Raw genomic sequence first — 14,785 nt, forward strand, 5'->3', positions numbered from 1 at the left:
CTTACTCACCTCCATAATAGCTGCCGCCACGCTCGGCGCGCTCGCGGCGTTCCAATTCATCGGCGTCGATCGCCGCGCGCCAGCTCTGCCGGCCGTTGACGAGGTCGGCGGCGCGAAGGACGATCGGGTCGCCGGTCGCCGATGCCCCGACGACGTCGCGGATGCTGAGCTCGACGCGCGGTTCGGGGTCGAAGTGGAAATCGAGCAGCCCGAAATTGGCGCTGCGCACCCACGGCGCGCGCAGCCGCACTTCGGGATGCTGGTCGACGAATTTGGGGCTGAGATATTGGGCGAGCCCCGAACTCACCAGATCGTAGAAATCATAGCCGCCCTGGTCGGACCGCGGGATGCAATTCGCCTCGCCCTGATGGACATCGCCCGAGATGCCGAAGCAACCGGCGATTCCTTCGTCGCGTAGAAAATCGAGGATTTCGTCGCGTTCGTGAAGATAGGCGGCCCAGCTGTCGCCGCCCTGCTCGGCGCGCGACCAGCCGGTGCCCGAGGCGAGGATCTTGAACACCGCCTTCGACGCCTTGAGCTCGCGCTTCAGCCACGCCTTTTGCGCGGCGCCGAGCATCGTCTTGTCGGGGCCGTCGGGCGCCTTGGGCGGGTCGCGGTAATAGCGGCCGTCGAGCATGAAGATGTCGACGGGGCCGAAGCTGTGGCGAAAGAAGATGCCGGGCGTATCGGGCAGCCCCGCGGCGGGATTCGCCCACCAGCGGTTGAACAAGCGGTGCGTCATGCCCTTCGCGGGGTTGCGGCGATCCGAATCATTATAGCCGAAATCATGGTCGTCCCAGATCGCGAGTTGCGGCACCGAACGCAGCAGCGGGACGAGGCTCGCGACGTTGCGCTGGCGCGTATACATCGCCGAAAAGGCGGTCTCGCTGTCGCTATCGGCATAGATATTGTCGCCGAGCCACAGGAACAGGTCGGGCTCCATCGCCGCGACCGCGTCGAACACCGGCTGGTCGGGATAGAGCTGGACGCGCGCGCATGAGCCGAAGGCGATGCGGATCGGGCGCGGTCGGTCGGGGGCGGTGCGGGTGCGGAAGGGCAGCGGCTGGTGCCGGTCGTCGATGCCGTCGGTCTTGATCCGGTAATAATAGGCGGTGTCGGGTTTCAGACCCTTTACCTCGACCGCGGTGCAGAGGTCGTTATCCTGCGTCGCGGCGACCGGGGCGGTGGTCTGCGCATCGGCGAAATCGCGCCGGGTCGCATATTCGACCGCGACGTCGAAGGCGCCGCTCGCGCGCGACCAGAGGGTGAAGCTCTCCGGCGTCGTCGCGCCGACCATCGGGCCGTCGAGCAGGCGCGGATAGCCGGTCGCGGCGGCGTAGAGCCGGCGCGGCAGCGCGGCGAGGAAGGCGAGGGCGGCGCCGCCGCGCAGGAGATTGCGTCGATCCATCATCCCGTCCTCAGTCGCGCAGCTTGGTGTTCCACAGCGCCGTCGCGAGCAAGGTCGCAAGCACCGAACAGCCGATCCAGAACCAGATTGCGGGCCCGAAATCATAGACGCGTATGCCGCCCACCATGTGCATATGGGCGTCGATCAGCGCCCCCGACACCTGTTCCTGGATTGCCGCGCCGAGATAGCTGAACACCCCGACCATGCCGAGCGCCGCGCCCGCGACGCGCTTCGGGCAGATGTCGATCGCGAAGAGGCCGCCGAGCGAGGTGACGAGCCCGGTCATCCCGAGCCCGAACAGGATCACCGCGAGCAGGACGACCGCCTGGCTGTCGGGACCATAGAAGAGGAGCAGCAGGCCGATGATCTCGACCACCCCGAACAGCAGATTGACCGGCGGCCGGCGCGCGCCGAAGAATTTGTCCGAGACGAAGCCGAAGGCGAGCGCCCCGGCGATCCCCGCGAAGGTACTCGCGGTGAGCATTGCTCCCGCTTCGCCGAGCGAATAGCCGCGCGCTTCTTGCAGATAGAGAATGCCCCAGCTGTTGATCGCGTAGCGCGTCACATAATTGGCGGCGCTCGCCAGCGCGAGGATCCACACCGCGGGGATCGCGAGGATCGAAAGCTGGGTCGCGAAGACGCCGCGCTCGGGCGCGCCCGCGGCGGGCGGCGCATAATGATCGTTCCGCCAGTCGGCGACGGTGGGTAGGCCGAGCGTGCGCGGCCGGTCGGCCATCGCATAAAAGGCCGCGACCCCCGCGACCACCGTGGCGATGCCGGGTCCCCAGAAGCCCCAGCGCCAGCCGCCGAACGCGACGAGCGCCGACACCACAGCAAAGGTCAATCCCTCGCCGATCGAATGCGCGGTCGACCAGATGCCGTAAAAGCGGCCGCGCTCGCGGTTCGAGAACCAGCTCGCGAGCGCGACGACGCACGACGGCGCGCCATAGCTTTGGAACCAGCCGTTGAGGCCCCACAGCATCACCGTCACCCAGAACAGCGTCGAAAAGCCCATCGCGATGTTGCACAGCGCCGACAGCACCATTCCCGCCGCGAACAATCGCTTCACATTGCTGTGATCGGCGACGAAGCCGTTGATCAGCTTGCCGGCGGCATAGGTATAGAAAAGCGCCGAGCCGATCATGCCGAGTTCGAGCGGGGTGAAGATGCCTTGGTCGATCAGCGGCTTCTTGACGATGTTGATCGCGAGCCGGCACGTATAGCTGACGGCATAGGCAAGCGTGATCGCCATGATGATCCGCATCCGATAGCGCCGGAACGTGCCGTCGATGTCGGCGTCCCGCCGCAGCGGCAGGTCGGGACCCGTGGCGAAATATCTCAGCATCGATCCCTCTCCCTCGCGTGCTTTTGCACAAGCCTATTTCATTTTATTATACAATGGAATATTTGTTTTAAACTAGGCCGTCGGGATGAGAAAGGCGTTGTCCCCTTCGCCGCCGTCGGGCCAGCGCTGGGTCACGGTCTTGACCTTCGTCCAGAAACGCACACCCTCCATCCCATATTGATTGGTGTCGCCGAAACCCGAACGCTTCCAGCCGCCGAAGCTGTGATAGGCGACGGGCACCGGGATCGGCACGTTGATGCCGACCATGCCGACGTTGACGCGCTGCGCGAATTCGCGCGCGGCGTGACCGTTGCGCGTGAAGATCGACACGCCATTGCCATATTGGTGCGCGCTCGGCAGCCGCAGTGCGGTCTCGAAATCGGGGGCTCGGACGATCTGCAGCACGGGACCGAAGATTTCCTCACGATAGGCGCGCATGCCGGTCGTCACCCGATCGAACAGGGTTGGGCCGACGAAGAAACCCTGCTCATGCCCCTGCAGGCCCAGGCCGCGCCCATCGACGACCAGTTCGGCGCCTTCGTCGAGTCCGGCCTGGATCCAGCGCTCGATGCGCGCCTTGTGCGCGGCGTTGACGACCGGGCCATAGTGCGCATCGGGATCGGTCGATACACCGACCTTGAGCGCGGCCATCGCCGGAATCAGCAACTCACGTAGCGCATCGGCCGTCGCATCGCCCACCGGCACCACGACGGGCAGCGCCATGCAACGCTCGCCCGCCGAGCCGAAGGCGGCGCCGCACAGATCGTGCACCACCTGGTCGAGGTCGGCGTCGGGCATGACGATGCCGTGATTCTTGGCGCCGCCCATCGCCTGCACGCGCTTGCCGGCAGCGGCACCGCGCCCATAGACATAGTGCGCGATGTCGGACGAGCCGACGAAGCTGACCGCGGAAATCGCGGGATGGTCGAGGATGGCATCGACCATTTCCTTGTCGCCGTGGACGACCTGGAGGATGCCCTCGGGCAGCCCCGCATCGAGCATCAATTCGGCGAGGCGCACCGGCACACTCGGATCGCGCTCGCTGGGCTTGAGGATGAAGGCATTGCCTACCGCGATTGCCGGGCCGAACATCCACATCGGGATCATCGCCGGGAAGTTGAACGGCGTGATGCCCGCGACCACGCCCAGCGGCTGACGCATGGCATAGACGTCGATGCCCGGTCCGGCGCCCTGCGTATATTCGCCCTTCATCGCATGCGGGATACCGCAGGAAAATTCGATCACTTCCAGCCCGCGCAGGACGTCCCCCCGTGCGTCGGCGACAACCTTGCCATGCTCGCTCGCCAGCAGTTCCGCGAGATCCTGCAGGTTCGCCTCAAGCAGTTCGCGGAAACGGAACATGACGCGCGCGCGGCGCTGCGGATTGGTCGCCGCCCAGCCGGGCTGCGCCGCAGCGGCCGCCCGGACCGCGCGGTCGAGATCGGCGGCGGTGGAGAAGGCGACGCGCGCCTGGACCTGTCCGGTGCTCGGGTCGAACACGTCGCCGACGCGTCCGTTTTCAGGGCGCACGGAACCGCCGCCGGCGGTATCGCCGGCAATGAAGGGATCAATCTGTCTCATCGCTCTTCCTTACTGGCGCACGATCCACTCGTGCGCGGGGTCGTTGCGGAACACCCAGTTGCGCCGGGGTCCCGCCATCACGTTCAGATAATAAAGGTCGTATCCGTGCGGCGCGCCGACCGGATGATAGCCGCGCGGCACCATCACGACATCGCCGTCCTCGACTGCCATCGTCTCGTCGATGTCGCGCCCGTCGGTATAGACCCGCTGGAACGCAAAACCCTGCGGTGGCGACAGGCGGTGGTAATATGTTTCCTCGAGGAAAGTCTCCTCGGGATAGGCGTCGCGGTCGTGCTTGTGCGGCGGGTAGCTCGACCAGTGGCCCCCGGGCGTGATCACCTCGACGACGAGCAGGCTCTCGGCGGCATCGGTATCGGACAGGATGTTCCGGACATGCCGCGTGTTCGTGCCCTGGCCGCGCACCTCGACCGCATCGGAGCGGATCAGCCGCACCGCGCCCGCCCCGGTTCCGGGCGCTGTGCAGATCGCGATTTCCGCATCGGACACGGCCTCGATTCTGTAGCGATGGCCCGCGGGCACATAGACCGAGGTCGCCGTGCCGTCGAACACCGTCTGGCGACCGCCGATATTCTCGAAGCTCTCGCCTCCCGCCATGATCGAGACGGTTCCCGTAAGCACAACCACACACGCCTCGCGGCCGTTTTCGACACGATTGTAGCTTGCCCCCGCCGCAAGGTGGATCACACGAAAGCCGACATATTTCCAACCCGCGCTTGCAGGCGTGATGTCGAGCACCGTGCCGTCGCCCGCGGGCGGATGGGGATGGACGAGAAGCGACATCAGACCAGCGCCTCCTCACGCGCCAGCCGCTTCAGCGTGTCGAGGCCGAGCTGGCTATAGTCGCGGGGGTTGGCGATCGCCGGATCCTGTTCGGCCTCGATCACGATCCAGCCCGAATAATGCATGTCGGCAAGCGCACGCATAAACGGCGCATAGTCGTAATCGCCGTCGCCCGGTGTGGTGAACATGCCGCCGACGACCCCGTTGAGGAAGCTGGTGCCGTTCGCGCGAAATTCGTCATATTTGGCGGTGCGTACATCTTTGCAATGGACGTGAGCGACGCGCTCGGGACGCGCCTTGATCACGTCGACGGGCTCGATCCCGCCGAACAGCGCATGCCCAGTGTCGAGCACCAGACCGACATGGTCGCCGGTCGCGTCGAAGAAGCGTTCGAGTTCATCCTTCGTCTCGACGACCGTGCCGAGATGATGGTGATAGGCGAAGCGCAGCCCGCGATCATTGATGAAGCACGCGACGGTATCCAGCCGCTCGCCGAACAGCTTCCAGTCGGCGGCGGGAAGCACCGGGTGCGTATCGAGCCGGCTGCCGTAGCGATCGCAATGCACCGCGTTCGACGTCTCTGCGAGAATGAAGACGCTCGAATCCATATATTCGAGCAAGGCGAGATGCTTCGACAGCGCCTCGATTTCGGCGTCGGCGTCGCGCACGAGCAGGTTCGACGAATACCAGCCGCCGACGATATCGAGGCCGTAGTTCACCATGATTGGCGCCAGCACCTCCGGATCGCGCGGGAACTTGTTGCCGAGTTCGACCCCGTCGAAGCCGATGTCGCGGACATCGGCGAGCAACGCGTCGAGCGTCGTGTCGCCGCCCAGTTCGCGCATGTCGTCGTTGCACCAGGCGATCGGGCTCACGCCCCAGCGGATCGTCATGTCCTCCCTCCGTCGATTCGATTTTCATAGTCACGGCGCGCGGCCTGTACTTCGGGCCGCGCGGACACCTCGGGGACCGCGACGTCCCACCAATGGCCGCCCGCCTCGGTCGTGATCGCGGGATCGGTGTCGATGACGATCACATAGCTTTTCGGCGATTGCTTCGCACGATCGAGCGCGGCTTCGAGCTCGGCGATGCCACCGACCTTCTCGGCAGCGGCGCCGAGACTGCGGGCGTGGGCCGCAAAGTCTATGTCGGGCAGGGTTTCGTGCGCCGCGTCAGCGAGCAGATTGTTGAACGGGCGCCCGCCCGTTCCCTGTTGCAGTCGGTTGATGCAGCCATAGCCCCGATTGTCGAGCAGGATGACGATGATCTTGCGGCCGAGCATCACCGAGGTCGCCAGCTCCGAATTGAGCATCAGATAGCTGCCGTCGCCGACCATCACATAAACGTCACGCGCCGGATCGGCCATCTTGACCCCCAGTCCGCCCGCGACCTCATAGCCCATGCACGAAAAGCCGTATTCGACATGGTAGCCGCCGGGGCGGTGGCTCCGCCAAAGCTTGTGGAGTTCGCCGGGCAGGCCGCCCGCGGCACAGACGACGGTCGCGTCGTCCCCCGCCTGCCGCCACACCGCTCCGATCACTTGCGCATCGGAGGGGAGCGCATTGCTCGGCGCTGTCGCGACCTCCCAAGCGGCGTTCCATTCGGCGACCGTAGCGCGGTTCGCATTGCGCCATGCGGCATCGACCTGCCAATCGGCGAGCGCTTCGGCCAGGGCCTCGAGCGTCTCGCCCGCATCGCCGACAACTGCTTCGGCGCCTTGCTTGATCGCATCGGGCGCGGCGATGTTGATCTGGATCAGCCGCTTGCCGGCGAAGAGCCGGCGCGAACCGGTGGTAAAATCCTGCAGCCGGGTGCCGACGCCGATAATCAGGTCGGCGGCTTCGGCGGCGGCATTCGCCGCGCTCGTACCGGTGACGCCGACGCTGCCGAGCGCTTGGCGGTGATCCCACGCCAGCGCGCCCTTCCCCGCCTGCGTCTCGGCGATCGGAATGCCGGTCCGCGCCGCGAGATCGGCAAGCACCGCCTCGGCCTCGGAATAGAGCACCCCGCCCCCTGCCACGATCAGCGGCGCCCTGGCGGCGCGAACCGCCTCGACGAGCGTCGCCAGTTCGGCGCGGTCAGGGCGCATCCGGCGCGGGCGCCAAAGCCGCGGGGCAAAGAAGCTCTCGGGATAATCGAAGGCCTCCGCCTGCACATCCTGACAGAGCGCGAGCGTCACCGGCCCGCAGAGCGCCGGATCGGTCAGCACCGTCATCGCGCGCGGCAGCGCGTCGATGATCTGGTTGGGCCGCGTTATGCGGTCGAAATAGCGCGACACCGGACGAAAACAGTCGTTGGCGCTCACCGTAGCGTCGGCGAAATCCTCGACCTGCTGGAGCACCGGATCGGGGCGGCGGCTCGCATAGACGTCGCCGGGCAGGAAAAGCACCGGCAGCCGGTTGACATGCGCGAGCGCCGCCGCGGTCACCATGTTCGTCGCGCCGGGACCGATCGAGGTCGTGCACGCCATCGCGCGGCGGCGGCGGCTCGCCTTGGCAAAGGCGATCGCGGCATGCGCCATGCCCTGCTCGTTATGCGCGCGATACGTCGGAAGCGCGTCTTCCATCCCGGCGAGCGCTTCGCCCATCCCCGCGACATTGCCATGGCCGAAGATCGCCCACATGCCGGCGAAATAGGGCAGCTCGACGCCATTCACCTCGACCCGCTGCATCGCAAGCCAGCGCGTCAGCGCCTGCGCCATCGTCAATCGTACATGTTTGCTCATGCCGCCACCCTAGCACTGCGCGCTGCGCGCCAGCCATCGGCGAGAACGCGCAGATTTTCGCCGAGTGCGGTGATGGCGGCCTCGTCGTCGATCGCTCCCGTCAGCCATTGCTGTGCGACGTCATGAAAGATGGTGCGTCCCACCGCGAAGCCCTTGACCAGCGGAAAAGGCGCCGCCGCGACGATGCCCGCGAGTACCTCGTCCCGCGGCGCCGACAGGCCGAGCAGAACGATGCCGCGGCAGAGTGGATCGTGGCGCAATATCGCCGTCTCACTCGCCGCCCAGGCGGCGGCGTCGGTCGTCGGTTCGAGCTTCCACCAGTCGGGATAGATACCGAGCGAATAGACATGATCGATCACCGAGGCGATCGTGCCGCTGTCGACCGGCCCATGTTTCGACGCGATGATTTCGAGCAGGAACTCGTGGCGTGTGCGGCGGCAAGCGTCGAACAGGCGCAGCAACTGCCGGTCCTGCCGCGCGCGCATTTCGGCGTCGTCGTCCGGATGATAGAAAACGAGGCATTTGACGACATGGTTCGTCGGCCAGTCGCGCAGCGTCATGCCGACGTCGTGCGACCCTTCGAAGAGCAGCGGCCGCGACCCCGGCACCTCGATCGGCCGCCCGATCCAATAGGGATGGTCGGCCGCCGCCTCCAGCGCGCGCGCACCGAAGCGGCCATCGAGCAGCACCCCGTAGTTAGGGTCGCCCGCACCCATGCGATGAAGCGCCTCGAGCGCGAGATTCTTGAAATGATGGATCCGCGCCTCGTCGCTTTCGCCGAGTTCGGCGAGCAGATTGTCGAACTGGCTGCGGTGATCGATCGCGAGCACGGTCAGTTCATCGCGCTCGCCATGGCGGTTGGTTGACCAGTGCAATTGTTCGAGCTCGGCACTCTCGCGCAGGCGGTGCGGCCATTGCCCGGCGAGGAAGTGCCGAAGCTCATCCCACGACGCCATCGCCGGGGCGCAGCCGTGCCGCGACACCACGAGCGCGCCGCACGCATTGGCGATTTCGCAGCATTTTTCGAGCGGCATGTCCTTGAGCCAGCCGCGCAGGAAACCCGCCATGAAGGCATCCCCCGCGCCGAGCACGTTGAAAACCTCGATCGGAAAGCCGCGGCCGACGATGCCGGCATCGAGCGACGCGGGAACGGCGTCGGGAAAGGCGACGCATCCCTCGGCGCCGCGCTTGCAGACCAGCAGCGCCGAACTCTGCGCACGGATCGCGCGAAGCGCCGCGAGGGTGTCGGTCGAGCCGCCAAGGATATGGATTTCCTCTTCGGTGCCGACGATCAGGTCGCAGAGCGGCAGGACGCGCTGAAGGGCCTCGGTAACGCACTGGTCGGCGACGAACCGATCCTCGCCATTGTCCTTGCCGGCAAGTCCCCAGAGCACCGGGCGGTAATCGATGTCGAAGACGACGCGCCCCCCGGCGGCCTTCATCAGCCTCGCGGCCTTGATGCTCGCATCGAACACGCCCGGCTGCGACAGATGGGTGCCGTTGATCAGCAGCGCGCCCGCCGAAGCGACGAAATCGGGGTCTATGTCGCCGGCGCAAAGCGCCATGTCGGCGCAATTTTCGCGATAGAAGATCAGCGGAAAGGTGTCAGGATCGCGAATGCCGAGGATCGCAAGCGCGGTCAGCCGGTCGGGATCGGTGCGAACGCCGTCCGTCACGACGCCCTCGCGGTTCAGTTCCTCGACGATGAAGCGGCCGAAATGATCGGCGCCGACGCGGGCGATCAGCCCGGCGCGAAGGCCGAGGCGCGCCGCGCCGACCGCGGTGTTGGTCGGGCTCCCGCCGATATATTTGGCGAAACTCGCCATATCTTCGAGCCGGCCGCCGATCTGCTCGCCGTAAAGGTCGATCCCCGCGCGCCCCAGCGTGACGACGTCCAGCCGGTTCTCTCCGCCCCGTTCCTGCCCTTGTTGCGCCATCGTTTTCGAGACCATCCTTCTTTGGTCTGAAACACTTATTCCACTTTTATAAGGTTTGCAACATATGTTTCACTCGGCGGCGGAAATGAAATGGCTATGCCGATCCGTCTTCCCGCGTCTTGCCGTCGGCGCGTGTCGCCTCGAATGCAAAATTGATGACGAGCGCCTGCGCGAGACACATCGACGCGGACAGCGAACGGAATTTCCGCACCTCCGCTTCACGAACTTGAAGCACCTGCTCGGCGGGCTTGGCGACCGGGCTTACCAAACTGTCGCTGATCGCTAGAACGCGGCCGCCGGCCGTCCGGGCGGCGTTGACGACAGCGATCGTCTCTTCCGAATAGGGATGAAAGCTGATCGCGATCAGCAGGTCGTCGGGGCCCATCGCATGCACTTGCTGAAGTCCGAGACCTCCGACTCCGTCGATGAACACCGCACGTTTGCCCGCCTGGAGCAGCGAATAGGCGATATAGGAGGCGACGGGGAAGGAGCGGCGAAAGCCTGCGACGTGCACGGTATCGGCCGCCATCAGCAAATCGACCGCCGCACGCATGTCGGCGCCGCTGACCGTCTGCAACAGATTCTGGATCGCGAGACTGTTGCCCTCGACGAATTCGGAAAGAAGGTTCGCGGGCTCGATGTCGCTGGCACTGGTTGCCTGATCGAGCTGGCGGACGCGCTCTGAATAGCCGAGCGCGGCGTTGTTGCTGAGCAGACCGTCGCGGAACAGTCGTTGCATCTGGCTCGCGCCCTCGAATCCGAAGCTCTTGGCAAAGCGCACGATCGCCGAGGGCTGGACGCCGCAACGGTCGGCGATCACCGCAAGCGTTTCGAGCGCAATGTCGTTGGGTTCGTCGAGGATATAGCGCGCGATCTGCTTGAGCCGCTTGCTCAGCGTCTCGTAGCCGCTCACGATCTCGGCGCGCAATTCCTCCGCCGAGGCGGGGGCAGTCGGTACGTCGGTCAAATATATTCTCCCCCAATCATCCGGGAAAACGGAATATCTGTTCAAAACTTGTAACGCAACTGTCGCCCTGCGGCCCGTTCCGCGCTATGGAATGTGTATTCCATATAATATAGATATGGAATATGGTTTCGACTGGAAGAGGATATAGAATGCACGACATCGCACTGATCGGCGCCGGCAGGATCGGCAAAATCCATGCAGCGAACCTGGCCGCCAACCCGCGCCTGCGGCTTACGCGGGTCGTCGATCCCTTTCCCGAGGCGGCGGCGGCGATCGCCGCGCAATATGACGCGCGCGTCTCCACGATCGCGGAAGCGCTGGCCGATCCGGCGGTTGCAGGGGTCGTCGTCGCGAGTTCGACCGACACTCATCTTCCCTACAGCCTCGCCGCTGCCGAGGCCGGCAAGGCGGTCTTCTGCGAAAAGCCGCTCGATCAGGATCTGACCGCCGCGCGCGAATCGGCGGCGCGGTTCGCGGCGCTGGACGCGCGGCTGTTCCTGGCATTCAACCGCCGCTTCGATCCGAACTTCGCGACCTTGCAGGCGCGGCTCGCGGAGGGCGCGGTCGGCGCTCTCGAAACGCTGCACATCATCAGCCACGACCCCGCTCCGCCGCCGGTCGAGTATATCAAAGTGTCGGGCGGCATCTTCAAGGATATGGTCATCCACGATTTCGACATGGCGCGCTGGCTGCTCGGCGAGGACGTCACCGAAGTTTTCGCTAGCGCCTCGGTGCTCGTCGATCCCGCGATCGGCGAGGCGGGCGACGTCGATACCGCGAAGACGATCCTGCGCACTGCATCGGGCCGACTCTGCGTGATCTCGTCGAGCCGCCGCAGCGGCTATGGCTATGATCAGCGGATCGAGGCGTTCGGGTCGAAGGGTCTGATCCGCGCGCAGAACCAGCTCGAAACGTCGGTCGAGACCTGGGACGAAGAGGGCGCCGCCACCGACCGCTTCCAGAATTTCTTCCTCGATCGCTATGCGGTCGCCTACGCGCGCGAGGCTGATCATTTCGCCGACATCCTCGACGGCGCCGTACCGCTCATCGATTTCCGCGACGGCGTCGCGGCGCTGGCGCTGGCCGAAGCGGCGGCGCAGTCGGCGCGGTCGGGGGAACGGGTGCTGCTGTAAAATGGCCGTCATCCCCGCGAAGGCAGGGACCGCCAGCGGTTTACGCAGCGGCGAAGGATAAGGCCGATGTCGGCCCCCGCCTTCGCGGGGGCGATGGTCGTTTTATCGGCTCGCGCATCAGAGCCGGCTTCGCCTTCTCCCACAAAGAAAGGGGCCAGGTTTCCCCGGCCCCAGACCCAGTGCGACCCCCGCAGAGGATCAGAATTTGAACTGTATACCTGTCTTGACCGAGTAGCCGTAGCGTTCAACCTCGTCGGTCCGCGACGAAATGCCCTGGAAGACGCGATAGGGTTCGTCGTTGAGGTTCGATCCTTCGAGGAAGATCGTCACATTCTTGACGATGTCATAGCCGATGCGCGCGTCCCACTGGTTGAAGGCGCCGACATAAAGATCGGTGTCGGTATCCTCGCCGGGTTCGAGCAGATAGGCCGAGCGGTATGTATAGGCGACGCGCGCCGACAGCCCGCCCTTTTCATAGGAGAGGAAGGCGGACGCCACCCGGTTCGACTGGCTGGCGAGCGGGAGCCGCTCGTTGCCGCGGCCCGGAATGCCCTTGGCACGCGACTTCACGAAGGTAATGCTTCCGCCGATGCTGAAGCCGTCGAGCGGCGCAGGCAGGAAGCTGAGTTCGGTCTGCGCGTTGATCTCGATGCCCTTGACGAAGGCGCTGTCGGCGTTGACCGGCATCGTCACCTGCGCATCGACCAGCGCCTGCCCGGCAAAGGTGCCGCTCTGCACGACGGTCGCCGTGTAGATCGGATTCTCGATCGTCTTGTAGAAGCCGGCGATGCTGAGGATGCCCTTGCGCCCGATATAATATTCGCCCGCGAGGTCGTAGTTGGTCGAGGTCAGCGGCCTCAGGGCGGGATTGCCCCTCGTCACCTCGTTATCGCTGGCGTTGACGACGGTCGTCGGCGCGAGCTGTTCATAGTTCGCCCGCCCGATCGCGCGCGTCACCGCGGCGCGCAGCACGAGCGACGGCGTCGCGTTCCAGCGCAGGTTGAGGCCCGGGAAGAAGTCGGTGTAGCTCTGCGACCCGAAGCTGTCGTAATCCTTGCCGAGATCGGCGACGGTCGTCGTGTCGAGGATGTCCTTCGCCGCATAATTGCTCTTCGTCTTTTCCATGCGGACGCCGGGGATCGCGGTAAAGGTGCCGAATTTCAGCGTCGCCATCGCATAGGTGGCGAAGATCTTTTCGCGGATCAGATAGTCGGCGGCAAGGCTGTCGCCGACGGTGCCTTCCTCATCCAGCTCGAACCCGGCGAGGTTCGACTGGAAGAAGCTGTCGGCACTCGGGCGGCTGATCGTCGCGCCGAACGGATAGCGGCCCTTGAAGATGCTGTCGATCGACCCGTCCTGAACCTGATCGAGCGTGAAGTCGTCGTCATAGCCGCCATAGATCACCGATTCGGCATCATTGGTCTTGCGCCGGCTTGTATATTTGGCGCCGACCTGGATCGTGCTGTCGTCGCCGATGCCGATCGGGGTGCGGAAATCGGCGCGCGCCTGATAAAGATCCTCGCGCGCGCGGCGATGCTCATAGCTTGTTTCGTCAAATTTATAATTGGACGGGTCGAACGCCGCCGCGTCGGATTGATAGAGCGGGATCGATCCCGACAGGTCGTATGACCCGGTAATCTTCTTGGCCGCGAAGATGATCTCATCGCGATGCGGGTCGCGCTTGTTGGCCTGGGTATAGCTGCCCTCGACGCGCAGCCAGCTCGGGCCGAGATCGAACTCGCCGCCGAACGACGAGGTGAAGGTGTCCGAATTTTCCTCGCGCGAGCGTAGCGCGCGCTTGGCCTTGGCGGCGGCAAAATCGCCGCTGGTCGCGGTCTGGTTGGTGATCTCGTCTTCGTCGAGGTCGACCTGAAAGCCCGGACGCGATTCCTTGTCCTTGTATTTGGAATAGAGGAAGCGCGCAAAGACCTTCACCTCGTCGGTCGGGCGCCAGTCGAAATTGGCGACCGCGCCATAGCGTTGACGGCGGGTGTGATAGTCGCGCAGAGTCTGGCGCAGCGGCACGAATTCACCGTCCACCTCCTCCCACTTGCCGCCTGACTGGATGTTTTGCGCCTCAAACTCGCGGTTCGAATAGTTGAGCGCGAAGACAAAGCCGAACTGGCGGTCGGGGCCGAAGCGCGACCCGATCGATGCGTCGAACTCATAGGGATGCTTGCCGTTCAGATCATATTTGCCATAGGCGGCGCGCAGGCTGCCGAAGGTGCCCGGCCGGTCGAAAGCGGTCACGGTTTCAATATTGGCGGCGCCCGCGATCGCATTGGCGTCCATGTCGGGAGTCAGCGTCTTCGAAACCGTCACAGCGCCGATCAGCGCCGACGGGATGTCGTCGAGCTTCACCTGACGCGAGTCGGGTTCCGGGGCGGCGGCGGTCTGGCCGTTCAAGGTCACGTTGAGCAGGTCGGGCGACACGCCGCGGACGGTCAGATAGCGCCCTTCGCCCATGTCGTTGGCGACGCTGAGGCCCGGCAGGCGGCGCAGCGTTTCGGCGACGTTCTGGTCGGGCAGTCGCCCGACGTCGTCGGCGCGGACCTCGTCGACTTGCGTATCGGTGTTCCGCTTCGTCTCGAGCGCCGCGCGATCGGCGGCGCGTCGACCGGTGACGACGATCGCATCGCCTTGCTCCGCTGCATCCTGGGCCCAGGCATCCGCCGTGGGAACCGCTAGACATGTCGTGATTAAAAGCGCCCGTCCGAACCGCCGTGTCATTATGGACTCTCCTCCCCCGGCACGGCTCCCTGCCGCGCTCGTTCGGGCAGCATAATGGCACAATTATTCTATATTGCAAGCTAAATAGAATATATCTTGCACAATGGCTTGCGGAGACGCGCGGCAGCGGCCCGCGTGGCGGGCGACCTGACACCCGG

General features: G+C 65.1%; 10 protein-coding genes. 1 reads left to right on the top strand and 9 read right to left on the bottom strand.

All coding sequences use genetic code 11. The features are described from left to right. Position 1: 1 nt before the first annotated feature. The 8 genes from FHR21_RS14765 to FHR21_RS14800 all read right to left on the bottom strand — a co-directional run bounded on the left by FHR21_RS14765 (position 2) and on the right by FHR21_RS14800 (position 10,764). Positions 2–1,408 (bottom strand): alkaline phosphatase D family protein, encoded by a 1,407-nt coding sequence (locus tag FHR21_RS14765; protein WP_176141588.1) that lies wholly within the window; start codon positions 1,406–1,408, stop codon positions 2–4. 10 nt (positions 1,409–1,418) lie between these two features. Further along, positions 1,419–2,753 carry an MFS transporter gene (locus FHR21_RS14770; protein WP_184099684.1) on the bottom strand — a complete coding sequence of 445 codons (1,335 nt, stop codon included), beginning with the start codon at positions 2,751–2,753 and terminating at the stop codon, positions 1,419–1,421. Positions 2,754–2,825: 72 nt separating this feature from the next. Then, complete coding sequence (locus FHR21_RS14775) at positions 2,826–4,334, bottom strand: CoA-acylating methylmalonate-semialdehyde dehydrogenase (protein WP_184099686.1); 1,509 nt, start codon at positions 4,332–4,334, stop codon at positions 2,826–2,828. 9 nt (positions 4,335–4,343) lie between these two features. Then, a complete protein-coding gene (iolB, locus tag FHR21_RS14780; protein WP_079638950.1) occupies positions 4,344–5,135 on the bottom strand; it encodes a 5-deoxy-glucuronate isomerase in 792 nt (263 codons plus the stop codon). Further along, positions 5,135–6,028, bottom strand: coding sequence for a myo-inosose-2 dehydratase (gene iolE, locus FHR21_RS14785; RefSeq protein WP_079638951.1), 894 nt, complete (start codon positions 6,026–6,028; stop codon positions 5,135–5,137). Before iolE ends, iolB begins: the two co-directional genes overlap by 1 nt. Then, on the bottom strand, positions 6,025–7,860 hold the full coding sequence (gene iolD / locus FHR21_RS14790; protein ID WP_184099688.1) for a 3D-(3,5/4)-trihydroxycyclohexane-1,2-dione acylhydrolase (decyclizing): 1,836 nt from the start codon (positions 7,858–7,860) through the stop codon (positions 6,025–6,027). Before iolD ends, iolE begins: the two co-directional genes overlap by 4 nt. Next, on the bottom strand, positions 7,857–9,812 hold the full coding sequence (locus FHR21_RS14795) for a bifunctional 5-dehydro-2-deoxygluconokinase/5-dehydro-2-deoxyphosphogluconate aldolase (protein ID WP_246427248.1): 1,956 nt from the start codon (positions 9,810–9,812) through the stop codon (positions 7,857–7,859). Before FHR21_RS14795 ends, iolD begins: the two co-directional genes overlap by 4 nt. A gap of 79 nt (positions 9,813–9,891) precedes the next feature. Next, entirely contained in the window at positions 9,892–10,764 is an 873-nt protein-coding gene (locus tag FHR21_RS14800) for a MurR/RpiR family transcriptional regulator (protein ID WP_221235194.1), read from the bottom strand. A 149-nt stretch (positions 10,765–10,913) separates the two neighbouring features. Here FHR21_RS14800 and iolG point away from each other — a divergent pair, with 149 nt between their 5' ends. Then, entirely contained in the window at positions 10,914–11,897 is a 984-nt protein-coding gene (gene iolG / locus FHR21_RS14805; RefSeq protein ID WP_184099692.1) for an inositol 2-dehydrogenase, read from the top strand. A 198-nt stretch (positions 11,898–12,095) separates the two neighbouring features. On the opposite strand, the gene FHR21_RS14810 is transcribed toward iolG, so the two are convergent. Next, complete coding sequence (locus FHR21_RS14810) at positions 12,096–14,627, bottom strand: TonB-dependent receptor (protein WP_184099694.1); 2,532 nt, start codon at positions 14,625–14,627, stop codon at positions 12,096–12,098. Positions 14,628–14,785 lie beyond the last annotated feature (158 nt).

This window comes from Sphingopyxis panaciterrulae (assembly GCF_014199295.1).
Taxonomy (GTDB): Bacteria; Pseudomonadota; Alphaproteobacteria; order Sphingomonadales; family Sphingomonadaceae; genus Sphingopyxis; species Sphingopyxis panaciterrulae.